Genomic DNA, 14341 nt, shown 5'->3' on the forward strand with positions numbered 1-14341 from the left:
CATGACCACTGTTGTTGAATGCCCGACCTGCTCCGCCAAAGTTGAGTGGAAACCGGAAAACAAGTTCCGCCCGTTCTGCTCGGAACGCTGCAAAAAGATCGACCTTGGCGCCTGGGCTGAGGAAAAGTATGCGATTCCTGCAGCCCCGCCAAAAGACCCTCACGAAGAAGAGTAACGCACCTGCTCCAGCCACTCCAGCAATGGAATTGTGGCTGGCAGCAGCGGCTCCACTCCCACCGCGCCCTGCCATGCAAACGCTTGCCCTTCCAGGCTTTGCGGTTCGCCCGACCAGTCGCGGCTGATGTAGAAATGCAGCCGCACATGCGCATGCGGATACACGTATTCCACGCCGCACCACTCCTCGGCGCTGTGAATCTGCAAGCCGAGTTCCTCGACAAACTCGCGCTTCAGCGCTTCCAGTATCGTCTCGCCCGGATCGACTTTACCGCCCGGGAATTCCCAGTAACCGTCATACGGCTTGCCGGCCGGACGCTGGCCCAGCAGCACATCGCCATTCGGCTTGACCAGAATACCTACTGCGACATCGACCGGCTTCATGCCAGCTTCCCCGCGTAATCCTTGGCGAACTGCCACGCCACGCGTCCCGAGCGCGAACCGCGCTGCAAGGCCCAGCGTAAGGCATCGCCACGCGCCGCCTCGATCTGCGCCTCGGTGCAACCCAGCGACGCCAGCCAGTGACCCACAATCGCCAGGTAATCATCCTGCCGGAACGGATAGAACGTCAGCCACAAGCCAAAACGCTCGGACAGCGAAATCTTTTCCTCCACCGTCTCGCCCGGATGCAGGTCGCCGTTCTCGTCGTGCTTGTACGTCATGTTGTCGGACATGCGCTCCGGCAGCAGGTGACGGCGGTTCGAGGTCGCGTAAATCAGCACATTGTCCGACTGCGCCGAGATGCTGCCGTCCAGCGCCACCTTCAGCGCCTTGTAGCCGCTCTCGCCCTCTTCAAACGACAGGTCGTCGCAGAAGATGATGAAACGCTCCGGCCGCGCCGCCACCAGGTCGACGATGTCCGGCAACTCGGCCAGGTCGGCCTTGTCCACCTCGATCAGGCGCAGGCCGTCCTTGGCGAACTGGTTCAGGCAAGCCTTGATCAGCGACGACTTGCCGGTGCCGCGCGCGCCGGTCAGCAGCACGTTGTTGGCCGGCTTGCCCGCCACGAACTGGCGGGTGTTCTGCTCAATCTGCTCTTTCTGCGGACCGATGTGCTGCAAGTCGTCCAGCGCAATGCTGGACACGTGCGCCACCGCCTGCAGATAGCTCGGGCCATTGGCGCGCTTGCGCCAGCGGAATGCAAAGCCACGCTCCCACTCGGGCTGCGGCGCAGCCGGCGGCAAGATGGCTTCCACGCGCGCCAGCAGCGCTTCGGCGCGCGCAAGGAATTGGTCGAGGGCGGCCGACATCTTACGAGCGGTAGTCGGCGTTGATCGACACGTAATCGTGCGACAGGTCGCAGGTGTACACGGTGGCCGTGGCGGCGCCGCGCGCCAGCTTGACGCGTACCGTGATCTCGCTCTGCTTCATGATGCGCTGGCCGTCTTCTTCCTTGTAGTCCGGATTACGGCCGCCGTTCTTGGCCACCCACACGTCGTCCAGGTACAGGTTCAGCTTGCTGACGTCGAGGTCGTCGACGCCGGCGTAGCCGATCGCGGCCAGGATGCGGCCCAGGTTAGGGTCGGAGGCGAAAAAGGCGGTTTTCACCAGCGGCGAATGGCCGATCGAGTAAGCGATCTTGCGGCACTCTTCCACGTTGGCGCCCTCTTCCACGATGATGCTCATGAACTTGGTGGCGCCTTCGCCGTCGCGCACGATGGCTTGCGCCAGGAACAGCGACAGTTCGGTCACGGCGTCGCGCAGCTGTGCGTATTCCGGCTGTTCGACCGAGGTGATTTCCAGCGCACCGGCGCCGGTGGCGATCAGCATGAAGGAATCGTTGGTCGAGGTGTCGCCGTCGATGGTGATGCAGTTGAACGAGTGATCGGCTGCATGCTTGACCAGCTGGTCCAGCACCGGCTGCGCCACCTTGGCGTCGAACGCCAGGTAGCCCAGCATGGTCGCCATGTTCGGCTTGATCATGCCGGCGCCTTTGGAGATGCCGGTCATGGTGACCGTGTGGCCGCCGATGGTAACGGTGCGCGAGCCGGCTTTCGGCTGCGTGTCGGTGGTCATGATGGCTTCGGCGGCGTTGTACCAGTTGTCGGCCTTCAGGCCGGCGATGGCTTGCGGCAGGCCGGCGATCACTTTGGCGGCCGGCAGCGGCTCCAGGATCACGCCAGTCGAGAACGGCAGGATCTGCGCCGCGTCCACGCCCAGCTGCGCTGCCAATGCGGTGCAGGTTTCGTTGGCCAGCGACAGGCCCAGTTCGCCGGTGCCGGCGTTGGCGTTGCCGGTGTTGACCAGCAGCGCGGCAATCGGCTTGCCGCTGGTTTGGGCGGCCGCCAGGTGGGCCTTGGAGATCTGCACCGGCGCGGCGCAGAAGCGGTTCAGCGTGAACACGCCGGCCACGGTGGCGGTCGGCGCCAGTTTCATCACCAGCACATCCTTGCGATTCGGCTTCTTGATGCCGGCTTCGGCATAGCCGATTTCAATGCCCGCTACGGGCTTCAGGTCGGCGGCGATGGGCAGGGGGGAATTGACGGCCATATTCGTGATCTCGTGGGTGAAAAGAGGGAGCCGCTATTGTAATACCTGATCCGCCAGCCGCGTGGGCTGTAACCACGAGTACGCCGATAACAGAACATCAAATTTATTAAAAAATCACTAGAGAGATATCGTACAACCTGCTGTTTTTACAGGGTTTTTTGCATAAAAACCACAGAAATTTAGTACGATCGTTCGGTTTATCGTTTTCCTCTTTCATGCTTTGGGGAAACTGATTTAAGGTGAGAACCGAATGCCCCATCCCCGCATTGTTCATAAATACAAAAGACGGCACAACCGTCACACCGACAATAACTCCCTAGGATTGAACTCATGAAAAAGCAACTTTTAGTAGCTGCCGTATTGGCTGCCACCGTCGCCATGCAGGCGCAAGCTGGCGCACTGGATGACGGCAACCTGAGCATCAGCGGCTTCGGCACCGTCGGCGTCGCCAAGAGCAATACCGATGACGCGAAATTCGCGCGCTACAACCAGGCCGACGGCGTCGGCGATAGCACCCGCATCGGCCTCGACACCAACCTCGGCCTGCAAGCAACCTACAAGATCAACGACTGGCTGTCCGGCACCGCGCAGGTGCTGACCCGCAAGGCCACCGAACACAGTTTCACCACCGACCTGACCTGGGCCTTCCTGAAAGCCCGCATCAACGATGAAGTGTCGGTCCGCGTCGGCCGCGTGGTGGTGCCGACCTTCCTGATTTCCGATTACCAGAACGTCGGCTACGCCAACACCATGATGCGTCCGCCGATCGAGATGTACAGCCAGAATCCGATTGAAAACTCGGACGGCGCCGACATCAACTACCAGCACGCGTTTGGCGAGCTGAACTTCACGGCCCAGGCCTTCGCCGGCGTCAGCCGCGGCAAGCTGTTCGTCTCCTCCGGCGCCGGCTCGACCGCCACCTACCGCGCCCCGGCCGCTGGCCTGAGCGTGTCGGGCGAATACGGTCCGTTCCTGCTGCGCTTCGCCCACGCGCGCGCCGACATGCACATCAACGACCTGCAACCGATCAACGGCCTGACCACCACGCTGAACACCGTCGGCTTCACCCAGCTGGCGTCGGACCTGACCTTCACCAGCGGCAAGAAGATCGCCTTCACCTCGATCGGCGGCACCATGGACTGGAATAACATCGTTGCCCAGGCCGAGTACGCGCAGCGCCGCGCCAAAGAAGCCGTCTACCTGCCGGACACCAATTCCTGGTACACCATGGTCGGCTACCGCGTCGGCAAAGTGCTGCCGTACTACGCGCACGCTTCGGCCAAAGGCGCAGGCAGCTCGGTCACCACGCCGGCCGCACTGGCCCGCGTGCCAGCCCTGAACACCGCCGTTACCGGCCTGCTGACGTCGGCCGAGCAAACCTCGGACATCGTCGGCGTGCGTTGGGACTTCGCCAAATCGGTCGCACTGAAAGTGCAGGTGGACCGCGTCAAGCCTAAAGCCAAATCGGGCCTGCTGATCAACGTGCCAGCCGCCGGCTACAACAAAGACGTTACCGTGGTCGCCGCCGGCCTGGACTTCGTATTCTGATCGGGAGACACCAATAATGAAAAAATTACTCAGCGTTCTGCTGCTGTCCGCCTTGGGCGCAGCTGCCCTCCCGGCTTCGGCCGAAATCGTCGTCATCGTCAGCAAGCAGAATCCGGCCACGCGCATGTTCTCGGAACAGGCGTCGCAATTCTTCCTCGGCAAATCCAACCTGTTCACGCCGGTTGACCAGGCCGACGGTTCGGCCATCCGCAACGAGTTCTACAAAAAAGTAGCGGACAAGGATGCGGCGCAAGTCAAGGCGCTGTGGTCCAAGCTGGTGTTCACCGGCAAGGCCACGCCACCGAAGGAATATCCGAACAGTGCCGACGTCAAGAAAGCAGTTGCTGCCGATCCGAAAGCAATCGGGTATATTGACAAGTCGGCAGTTGACGATACTGTCAAAGTGATTTTGACCCTGCCTTAATCCAGGTCGCCCTGCCAGCCTGCTGCGCCATCCGCGCGGCAGGCGCGTGCGCTCCTGGCCTCGCCAAAAGGAGTGACCGTTTTGAGTTTATCGCTACGCGCGAAGTTTCTGATGCTCAGTGCCGTAGTGCAGGCGCTGGTGGTGGGCCTGCTGATCTGGAACGGCCTGCGGCTGATGAACCACGCGGTCAACAGCAATGCCGAACGCGTCGCCCAGGAATACGCCGTCACGCTCAACCTCTCCTTCAGCCCCTACGCCACGCGCGGACGGCTGCCCGAACTGAATAACTACCTCACCGAAATGTTGTCCGATCCGGACGACAGCTTCCTGCGCTACCTCACCATCCTCGACGAACACGACAGCCCGATCATCGCGGTCGGCAAGCGCGACCAACCGCTGCCGCCGCAACTGCGCCAGGCCGGCGACAGCTTCAAAGGCGCGCGCACGCTGATCGATGGCGCCACCCTGCACGCACGCGCCCCGCTGCTGCTGGCCGATAACCGCATCGGCAGCATCAACTTCGGCCTCAGCACCAAAGACCTGCGCCAGGCGCGCGACGAGGTGCTGATGCAGAGCTGCGTGATTGCGCTGTTCGGCTTTGCGCTGGGGGTGCTGATGTTCTACATCTTCACTTACGGCATCGGCCGCCGGCTGCAGGCGCTGACTGGCGAATCGCAACAGATGGCGTTGGGCGATTACAGCAAGGCACTGCCGGTACATGGCGACGATGAGATCGCTATCTTTGCGCGCACGCTGAACACCATGAGCGCGGCGCTGCGCGAACGCATCGCGCAGCTGGAGCAATCGCAGCGGCGGCTGTCGGAATCGGAGGCACGGTTTAAAACGTTATTTGACATGGCGCCGCTGCCGCTGACCGTGTCGGACCGCGAAGGCCGCATCGTCGCCGCCAACCGCGCGGTACGCTACACCTTTGGCAGCGCGGCCGACAACATCATCGGCAAGCGCAGCAACGAAGTGCCGTTCTGGGCCAGCGCGGTCGAGCGCGAACGCATCTGGCAAATCTACCGCGCGGAAGGCGCGGTGCAAGGCGCGATCGCCGGCGTGCTGCTGCCCGACGGCAGCGTTGGCAGCGTGGCGATCTGGTCGTCGTCGCTGACCCAGGATGGCAGCGACGTCATCATCTGGGCGCTGCTGGACCTGACCGAGGAACTGAACGCCAAGCGCGAACTGAAGGATCTCAACGTCTCGCTGGAAAGCCGGGTACGCGAACGCTCGGCCGCGTTGGAGCGCGCCAACGGCGAGCTGAACGCCACGCTGCAAACGCTGCGCCATACGCAGCATGAGCTGCTGTCGTCGGAAAAGATGGCGTCGCTGGGCTCGCTGGTGGCCGGCATCGCGCATGAACTGAATACGCCGATCGGCAACAGCCTGCTGGCCTCCACCGCGCTGCACGACCGCGTGCTGGACTTCGAGCAGCAGGTCAGCGCCGGCAACTTGCGCCGTTCGCAACTGACCGCGCACCTGGACGAGGTGTGCACCGCCAGCACTTTGATTTCCGGTTCGCTGCACAAGGCGGCCGAGCTGATCGCGTCGTTCAAGCAGATCGCGGTCGACCAGACCAATGACCAGCGGCGCGCGTTCGACCTGCTGGCGGCGGTGCAGGACACCATCGCCACCTACATGCCGCGCCTGCGCCGGGTGCCGTGCGAAGTGACGCTGCAGATTCCGGCCGGGCTGGTGCTGGATTCGTATCCGGGCGGGCTGTACCAGATCCTCAACAACCTGATCAACAACTCCCTGACGCATGCGTTTGAACGGCGTCAGGGCGCCGCCATTACCGTCAGCGCCGAGCGGCTGGAAGGCGATATCATCGCACTGGCGTTCAGCGACAACGGCAGCGGCATGGGCGACGATGTGCTCAAGCGCGTGTTCGATCCCTTCTTCACCACCAAGATGGGCCAGGGCGGCACCGGGCTGGGCATGAACATCGTCTATAACATCGTTACCGGCGTGCTGGGCGGCCGTATCAGCATCGACTCGTCGCTGGGCGCCGGCACCACCATCCGCATGCTGCTGCCCCGCGTGGCGCCGCAGCGGGAGAATAAATAAGTTATCTGCAGGCACTTAGTCGAACACCTGTTTCAGCGATTGCGACTCCGGTAGCGCATCGCTCCAGGCTTCGAGTTGCTCCAGCGTGGCTTTCGCAGTTTGCTCCGCGTAGTCTTAGGCAATGCGCCAAAACGGCGTGTGAGCTGCCGCTCAAGCAGCGCCAATGCGCCCTCCTTGCGGCCCAGCGCCAAGCCTTGTTCGCGCCCTCGCTCCATGCCTTGCTCCATGCCTTGCTCCATGCCTTTGCGCCAGCCTTTGTCGATGAACGACTGTTCCAGTGGGCTGATCCATTCCATCTTCCGCTCCTTTTCCAGCTTAAGAAGATCCCGCCAATAACGCTCCTGATGCAGCTCAGGCAAGGCCATCATCCAGTCGATTACTTTGAACAGCACAATTATGCGCTGTTTGCGCCACCCATGTTGATACAGAAGCTTGGTCAACTGCCACTTGGCTGCGTAGAGCTGAGCAGGATCATGCCGGGCCTGCTGCGTGCATAAAGCTACAGCTGAGTCGCCATTTTTTGCAGTTCATCGCATGCGGATGACTTGACCATTGAATCCGGCTTAGGATGTCCTGAGTTCATTTACCCGGAGATTTGATCATGAAGAAACTGTCTTCCCTTGTGCTGGCCGGCATGCTGTCGGTCAGCGGCGGCGTGTTCGCCCAGGGCGCCAAGGAGGTGAGCGATGCGCGTGCCGCTACCGAGCGTTTCATGAAGCTGATGGATGCGGAGGAGTATTCGGCCGCCTGGAACAGCGGTGCCGAAAGCGTGCGCAAGGATATGCCCAAGATCGCCTGGAACTTGTTGGCCAGTACCGTCCATCTGCCGCTAGGCACGCTGAAGGGACGCAGCTACAAGTCAGCCACCGTCAAGCCGGCCACCATCACCTTCGAGTACGTTTCCGACTACGAGAACAACCACAACGTCCGCGAAAGCGTGACCACTGTACGCGAGAAGGATGGCGTATGGCGCGTCTCCGGCTACGGCATCCTGGCGGACGACAAGAAGCCGGCCCAGTAAGAGAATTACGCCTGCACCGGCCCGGCGATGCGGGCACGGTAAGTAAAGGTGGTGGCGTCGTCGGTCGAGATCACTTCCAGCACGCCGCCATGCGAGATGGCGATCTCCGAGGCGATGAACAGGCCCAGTCCCAGCCCTTGGCCGCCTGTCGCATTGTCTGAGCGCCAGAACGGCTTGAACAGCTGCGCCTGCTTTTCCTCCGGAATGGCCGGCCCGCTATTCCGCACCGATAGCTCAAACATGCCGTTGGCCTGCTGCACCTCGACCTGCACCGGCGCCGCCGGGCTGCCGTGGATGATCGCGTTCTTCAACAGATTGGACAGCAGCTGCACCAGCCGCGGCGCATCGCAAAACAACGCAATGCCCTGAGGCAGTTCGGCGACGATCTGGCGTTGCGGGAACACGCTTTGCAGCTCAGCAATCGCCTGCTGCAGCGAAGTTTCCAGATGGCTCTCGTGAAGCAGGTTGAGCGAGATGCCTCCGCCCATGCGTCCTCGCGTGAAATCAGTGACATCATCGATCAGCGAGGCGATGCGGTGGCTGCTGCGGTGCATGGTATCTAGCAGCGGCTTCAGCGATTCCGGCGCACGCAGCCGCAGGATTTCGGTGCCGTTCATGATGGTGCTCAGCGGCGTGCGGATATCGTGCCCCAGCATGGCGATGAACTGTTCACGCAGCTTGGCCGTCTTCATTTCGTCGCTGAGGGCGGCCTGGGCCTCGTCCAGCACCACTTCACTGGCCAACTGGCGGCTGATCAGGTCGGCAAACAGCATTAGCGTGTTGCGCGTGGCAGTCTTGTTGAGCTCGGCTTTTTCACGGTGCAGTCCGCACAATGAGCCAAAGTACTCGCCGCTGGGACGGTACAGGGGAATCGAGAAATAGCTCTCGAAACCGTAGATCCGGGGCGTATGGTGATCGCGGTACTGTTCGCTTTCGCTGACCGAATCGATGATGACGGCGCAGCGCGTATGTTGCACTTCCTGGCACAGCGTGGTGCTGATATCCAGTTCGCTGCCGGGTTCCAGCCCGTAACCGAGTTTATCGAGCACGGCGCAGGCATGCCACGAGGTCGGCGTCACCCGCGCAATACCGACGAAGCCGAGCCCGGTCAGCTCGGCCACCGCTTCGAGTATCGTCGGCACCGCGCTGATCTTCGCGATCGTCGCGATATCCGCATCCAAAGTCTGCTGCATGACGCGCCTCCGATATCTTGCCAAATAAAAAACCCGTAAAGCTTTTCAGCGTTACGGGTTTATTGTCTAACAGTCCGGCTTGTTACGCCAGCTTGCCGTGGCAGGCTTTGTATTTCTTGCCACTGCCGCATGGGCATGGATCATTACGGCCGACCTTCAGGCCCAGTTCCATCAGCTGCTCGCCGCTCAGGTTTTGCAGTTCCGGCGGCAGGCCGGTGTATTGCGGTGGCGCCAGCAAGTCTTCCGGTGCCGCGCTCGGGTCGAAAGCGGCGTGCTGGTAGCTGACGTTTTCCACGTGCGACTGCTGCATTGCCGCTTCCGCCGCGTCGATCTCTTCACGCGACTGGATGCGAACGGTCATGATCAGCTTGACGACTTCGTTCTTGATCATTTCCAGCATCTGGCCAAACAGTTCGAACGCTTCGCGCTTGTATTCCTGCTTCGGATTCTTCTGCGCATAGCCGCGCAGGTGGATACCTTGACGCAGGTGATCCAGCGCCGCCAGGTGCTCACGCCAGTGCGAGTCGACCGACTGCAGCATAACGTTACGCTCGAAGCCGCCGAACGATTCCTTGCCGACGATGTCGATTTTCGACTGGTACAGCGCATCGGCAGCACCGATCACGCGTTCCAGAATCTCGTCGTCGTTCAGGTTAGGCTCGGCTTCCACCATCGACACCAGCGGCAGATCGATCTGCCACTCGGCAGCCAGGGCTGCTTGCAGGCCTTTCAGGTTCCACTGTTCTTCCACCGATTCCGCCGGCACGTATTCGCGCACCAGGTCGGTAAAGGCGCCGTGACGCAGCGACTGGATCAGTTCCGAAATATCGACCGCTTCCAGCAGCTCGTTACGCTGCTGGTAAATCACTTTACGCTGGTCGTTGGCGACGTCATCGTATTCCAGCAGTTGCTTACGGATATCGAAGTTGCGGGCCTCAACCTTGCGCTGTGCGGACTCGATCGAACGGCTGACGATGCCCGCCTCGATCGGCTCGCCTTCCGGCATCTTCAGACGGTCCATGACGGCGCGCACGCGGTCACCGGCGAAGATGCGCAGCAGCGGATCGTCCAGCGACAGGAAGAAGCGCGACATGCCCGGGTCACCCTGACGGGCGGCACGGCCACGCAGCTGATTATCGACGCGGCGCGATTCGTGGCGCTCGGTGCCGACGATATGCAAACCGCCAGCCGCCACCACTTGTTCGTGCAGCGCTTGCCAGCCGTCGCGCAGCGCCTGGGCCTGGGCGGCCTTGTCGGCATCACTCAGGTCCGGATTGGCTTCGACGAACTGGATTTGCTTTTCAACGTTACCACCCAGCACGATGTCGGTACCACGACCGGCCATGTTGGTGGCGATGGTGATGGCTTTCGGCGAACCGGCCTGGGCAATGATCTCTGCTTCGCGAGCGTGTTGCTTCGCGTTCAGCACGTTGTGCGGCAGACCGGCGCCGGTCAGGATGCTCGACAGCAGTTCCGAGTTCTCAATCGACGTGGTGCCCACCAGCACTGGCTGGCCGCGCTCGTAGCACTCGCGGATTTCCAGCATCATGGCGTTGTACTTCTCTTGCGCCGATTTGTATACCTGGTCCTGGCGGTCCTTGCGGGCCGATGGACGGTTCGGTGGAATCACCACGGTTTCCAGGCCATAAATTTCCTGGAATTCGTAGGCTTCGGTATCGGCCGTGCCGGTCATGCCGGACAGCTTGGCATACATGCGGAAGTAGTTCTGGAAGGTGATCGAGGCCAGCGTCTGGTTCTCGTTCTGGATCTTGACGCCTTCTTTCGCCTCGACTGCCTGGTGCAGGCCGTCGGACCAGCGGCGGCCCGTCATCAGACGGCCGGTGAATTCATCGACGATCACCACTTCATTGTTCTGCACCACGTAGTGCTGATCCTTGAAGTACAGCGCGTGCGCACGCAGGGCCGCGTACAGGTGGTGCACCAGCGTGATGTTGGCCGAATCGTACAGCGAAGCGCCTTCCGGCAGCAGACCCATCTGGGTCAGGATCGCCTCAGCGCGCTCGTGACCGGCTTCGGTCAGCAGCACCTGGTGGGCTTTTTCGTCCTTGGTGTAGTCGCCTGGCACCTCGACCTTGCCCTTGCCGTCCGGGGTTTCTTCGCCGACTTGCAGCGTCAGCAGCTTAGGCAGTTCGTTGATCTTGTAGTACAGATCGGTGTGGTTCTCGGCCTGGCCGGAGATGATCAGCGGCGTACGCGCTTCATCGATCAGGATCGAGTCGACTTCATCGACGATGCCGAAGTTCAGCACGCGCTGCACGCGGTCCTTGGCGTCGAACACCATGTTGTCGCGCAGGTAGTCGAAACCGAATTCGTTGTTGGTGCCGTAGGTGATGTCCGAAGCGTAAGCCTGCTGCTTGGTGGCGTGCTCCATCTGCGACAGGTTGATGCCGGTGGTCAGGCCCAGCCAGCTGTACAGCTTGGCCATGGTCTCGGCGTCGCGCTGCGCCAGGTAATCATTGACGGTCACGATGTGCACGCCCTGGCCGGACAGTGCATTCAGGTAGGCCGGCAGGGTCGCGGTCAGGGTTTTACCTTCACCGGTGCCCATTTCGGCGATTTTGCCGTAATGCAGCACCATACCGCCGATCATCTGCACGTCGAAGTGACGCATCTTCATCACGCGCTTGGACGCTTCGCGGCAGACCGCAAAGGCTTCCGGCAGGATCTGGTCCAGCGTCTCGCCATTGGCGATGCGCGCCTTGAAGGCGGGCGTTTTGGCTTGCAGCTCGGCGTCCGACAGTTTTTCCATTGCCGGTTCGAGCGCATTGATCTCGCGTACCGTTTTTTGGTATTGCTTGAGCAGGCGCTGATTGCGGCTGCCGAAAATCTTGGTCAGAAAAGACATGCTTGAGTTCTTGAAAAAACGCCGTTAAAAAAAGCTCTGCGCCTTGACGCACTGAGTTGGACTATGGCAAAAGACGGTGATTTTATCACGCGTCCGGTGGTACATTGGGATATTGGCCTATATAACAATAGCCGCTACGTGAACAATGTCACAAAATCAACCCGATTTTAACCGCTGGTCAGCATTTTAGGGAGTGGCGGCGATCTGTGATATGTTTCGCCGCATGCGCTTCAACTCCTCCAATATCTCGCTCAAACGCCCCACTGCGGTCGGCGCCACCGACTTCCTGCGCCGCAACGACCGCATGGCCGCGTTGCTGCCGGCCATCGAGCGCATGGCACGGCTGCAGAAGGATTGCGCCGACTGCCTGCCGGCCATGTTCAAGCATTGCGAGATCCTGGCGTTTGAGGACAGCCAGCTGATACTGTCAGTGCCGACCACGGCGCTGGCGGCCAAGCTGAAGCAGCAATTACCAAAACTGCAAGACACGCTGGCGCGGCGCGGCTGGCAGGTCGCCGCCGTCAAGCTCAAGGTGCAGATGACCAAGGCGGTCGAGATCAAGGAAAAGATGCGGGCACTGGAACTGCCGCCGGCGGCGGTGGAAGCTTTCGATCAGCTCAGCAGCTCGCTGGAAGCCAGCCCGCAGAACAGCCAGCTGATCGACGCCGTAAAAGCCATGGTGGCGCGCCGCCGGGCGGGCGGCGGCTAACAACTTAAGTTAGTGCCCACTCACGCGCCATCTGGCGCACGTAGGATTGCGGCGGAGCATCGTTGCTGTCGAATGTGACGATTTCGTAAGCGTCCGGATGCTTGAGCAACTCCAGCAGCAGCTGGTTGTTCAGCGCGTGGCCGGACTTGTGCGCTTCGTAGCTGGCCAGTAGCGGATGGCCGACCAGGTACAGGTCGCCAATCGCGTCGAGGATTTTGTGGCGCACGAACTCGTCTTCATAGCGCAGGCCGTCCGAATTCAGGATGCGGTATTCATCCATCACAATCGCGTTTTCCAGCGAACCGCCGCGCGCCAGGCCGATCCCGCGCAGCATTTCCACGTCCTGCATGAAGCCGAAGGTGCGCGCACGCGCAACGTCGTGCACGTAGGAGACATCGCCGAAATCCACATGCGCGCGCTGCTGCGTGCCGTCCACCGCCGGGTGGTTGAACTCGATGAAGAAGTCCAGCTTGAAGCCGTCATGCGGCAGCAGGCGGGCCCATTTTTCCTTGTCGCCCGTGCCTTCGCGGATTTCGACCGGCTTCAGCACGCGGATGAATTTCTTGGCCGCAGGCTGCTCCAGCACGCCAGCCTGTTGCAATAAGAATACGAAGGACGACGCCGAGCCATCCATGATCGGGATTTCTTCGGCGCTGACTTCGATGTACAGATTGTCAATTCCGAGCCCGGCGCAGGCCGACATCAGATGCTCCACGGTGGAGACGCGCGCGCCATCCTTCACCAGCACCGAGGCCATGCGGGTATCCCCCACCGCCATCGCGCTCGACGGGAATTCCACGATCGGGTCGAGGTCGACGCGGCGGAACACGATGCCGGTATCCGGCGCGGCCGGGCGCAAGGTCAGTTCCACCTTGGTGCCGGAGTGCAGGCCCACACCCGTGGTGCGGACCAGTTCTTTGATAGTGCGTTGTTTTAACATCAGGCGATTATAGCGAACTGTGGTCAAGGATGCTCGGCTTCAACATGGACCGCTTCGCGCCGCACCAGGTAGACGCCGCTGGCGATGATGATGCCGGCGCCCAGCAGCGTATAGCCGTCCGGCAGCGCCTGCCATAACAGCCAATCGATCGCCACGCCCCAGGCCAGCGCCGTGTACTCGAACGGCGCCACGATCGACGCCTTGCCGGTGCTGAATGCCTTGGTAATGGCCAGCTGACCGAAGAAGCCGGATAAGGCCAGCGCCAGCAGTATCCAGCCATGCTCGGCGCGCACCGGCACCCAGATGTTGTACGACAGCGCCACCGCGCCAGCCGCCATCAGCGTCAGCAGCCAGAACATCATCGACTCGGTGCTGTCGGTGCGCGCCAGCACGCGCGCGCTGATGGCCGACACCGCATAGCAGGCCGCCGCCGCCAGAATTGCCAGGCCGCCCAGCGACAGAAAGCCCGTGCCTTCGGGCCGTAGCACCACCAGCACGCCCAGCAGCCCGACCGCGATCGCCACCCACTGGCCGGCCACCACGTGCTCTTTCAGCACCCACACCGACAGCGCCGTAATCAGCGCCGGCGCGATGAAGAAGATCGAATACGCCTCGGCCAGCGACAGCGACTTCAGGCCATAGGCAAAGGTAGTCAGCATGGCGATGCCGAGTACGGCGCGGAACACGTGCATCGGCCAGCGCACGCGCAGCACCGTCTTGAACGCGCCGCGGTACAGCATGTAGCCGCACAGCAGCGGCAGCGAACTGAGCGAGCGCAGCGCCGTGACCTGCATGGCGGGGTAATGGGCGGACAGCAGCTTCATGCTGGTGTCCATGAACGAGAACATGGCAACCGCAGTCAGCATCGCGTAGATGCTGTGCAGGTTTTCTTGACGACTGGACAGA

At 61.5% G+C, this 14341-nt stretch carries 14 protein-coding genes; 6 read left to right on the plus strand and 8 right to left on the minus strand.

Annotated elements, in window-relative coordinates:
* The first annotated feature begins 1 nt into the window (after position 1).
* Positions 2-175: a DNA gyrase inhibitor YacG gene (locus GTP69_RS17565; RefSeq protein ID WP_161056075.1), complete on the plus strand. Its 174-nt coding sequence runs from the start codon at positions 2-4 to the stop codon at positions 173-175.
* Here GTP69_RS17565 and GTP69_RS17570 read toward each other — a convergent pair.
* From GTP69_RS17570 to argJ, 3 genes are read right to left on the minus strand one after another with little or no spacing between them, the layout of a single operon-like run.
* Positions 160-558 carry an NUDIX domain-containing protein gene (locus GTP69_RS17570; protein ID WP_161056076.1) on the minus strand — a complete coding sequence of 133 codons (399 nt, stop codon included), beginning with the start codon at positions 556-558 and terminating at the stop codon, positions 160-162. The genes GTP69_RS17565 and GTP69_RS17570 overlap by 16 nt on opposite strands.
* Positions 555-1424 (minus strand): ATP-binding protein, encoded by an 870-nt coding sequence (locus GTP69_RS17575; protein ID WP_161056077.1) that lies wholly within the window; start codon positions 1422-1424, stop codon positions 555-557. Before GTP69_RS17575 ends, GTP69_RS17570 begins: the two co-directional genes overlap by 4 nt.
* Position 1425: 1 nt before the next feature.
* Positions 1426-2664 (minus strand): bifunctional glutamate N-acetyltransferase/amino-acid acetyltransferase ArgJ, encoded by a 1239-nt coding sequence (gene argJ / locus GTP69_RS17580; RefSeq protein WP_161056078.1) that lies wholly within the window; start codon positions 2662-2664, stop codon positions 1426-1428.
* Between the two features lie 330 nt (positions 2665-2994).
* Between argJ and GTP69_RS17585 the strand changes: the two genes are divergently transcribed.
* The 3 genes from GTP69_RS17585 to GTP69_RS17595 all read left to right on the plus strand — a co-directional run bounded on the left by GTP69_RS17585 (position 2995) and on the right by GTP69_RS17595 (position 6706).
* Complete coding sequence (locus GTP69_RS17585) at positions 2995-4212, plus strand: porin (protein ID WP_161056079.1); 1218 nt, start codon at positions 2995-2997, stop codon at positions 4210-4212.
* 16 nt (positions 4213-4228) lie between these two features.
* Positions 4229-4636: a type 2 periplasmic-binding domain-containing protein gene (locus tag GTP69_RS17590; protein WP_161056080.1), complete on the plus strand. Its 408-nt coding sequence runs from the start codon at positions 4229-4231 to the stop codon at positions 4634-4636.
* 111 nt (positions 4637-4747) lie between these two features.
* Positions 4748-6706 carry an ATP-binding protein gene (locus tag GTP69_RS17595; RefSeq protein WP_229261025.1) on the plus strand — a complete coding sequence of 653 codons (1959 nt, stop codon included), beginning with the start codon at positions 4748-4750 and terminating at the stop codon, positions 6704-6706.
* 32 nt (positions 6707-6738) lie between these two features.
* On the opposite strand, the gene GTP69_RS17600 is transcribed toward GTP69_RS17595, so the two are convergent.
* Positions 6739-7146: an RpnC/YadD family protein gene (locus tag GTP69_RS17600; RefSeq protein ID WP_161056082.1), complete on the minus strand. Its 408-nt coding sequence runs from the start codon at positions 7144-7146 to the stop codon at positions 6739-6741.
* A gap of 161 nt (positions 7147-7307) precedes the next feature.
* Between GTP69_RS17600 and GTP69_RS17605 the strand changes: the two genes are divergently transcribed.
* Positions 7308-7727: a DUF4019 domain-containing protein gene (locus GTP69_RS17605; RefSeq protein WP_161056083.1), complete on the plus strand. Its 420-nt coding sequence runs from the start codon at positions 7308-7310 to the stop codon at positions 7725-7727.
* A 5-nt stretch (positions 7728-7732) separates the two neighbouring features.
* Here GTP69_RS17605 and GTP69_RS17610 read toward each other — a convergent pair whose 3' ends face one another.
* Positions 7733-8920: a sensor histidine kinase gene (locus GTP69_RS17610; protein WP_161056084.1), complete on the minus strand. Its 1188-nt coding sequence runs from the start codon at positions 8918-8920 to the stop codon at positions 7733-7735.
* An 82-nt stretch (positions 8921-9002) separates the two neighbouring features.
* Complete coding sequence (gene secA / locus GTP69_RS17615; RefSeq protein WP_161056085.1) at positions 9003-11786, minus strand: preprotein translocase subunit SecA; 2784 nt, start codon at positions 11784-11786, stop codon at positions 9003-9005.
* A gap of 211 nt (positions 11787-11997) precedes the next feature.
* Here secA and GTP69_RS17620 point away from each other — a divergent pair, with 211 nt between their 5' ends.
* Complete coding sequence (locus GTP69_RS17620) at positions 11998-12495, plus strand: DciA family protein (protein WP_161056086.1); 498 nt, start codon at positions 11998-12000, stop codon at positions 12493-12495.
* Between the two features lie 4 nt (positions 12496-12499).
* Here GTP69_RS17620 and lpxC read toward each other — a convergent pair whose 3' ends face one another.
* Positions 12500-13435 (minus strand): UDP-3-O-acyl-N-acetylglucosamine deacetylase, encoded by a 936-nt coding sequence (gene lpxC, locus GTP69_RS17625; protein ID WP_161056087.1) that lies wholly within the window; start codon positions 13433-13435, stop codon positions 12500-12502.
* A 23-nt stretch (positions 13436-13458) separates the two neighbouring features.
* Positions 13459-14301 carry a DMT family transporter gene (locus GTP69_RS17630; RefSeq protein WP_161056088.1) on the minus strand — a complete coding sequence of 281 codons (843 nt, stop codon included), beginning with the start codon at positions 14299-14301 and terminating at the stop codon, positions 13459-13461.
* Positions 14302-14341: the final 40 nt, after the last annotated feature.

The sequence above is a fragment of the Duganella levis genome (genome assembly GCF_009857605.1).
GTDB lineage: Bacteria > Pseudomonadota > Gammaproteobacteria > Burkholderiales > Burkholderiaceae_D > Rugamonas > Rugamonas levis.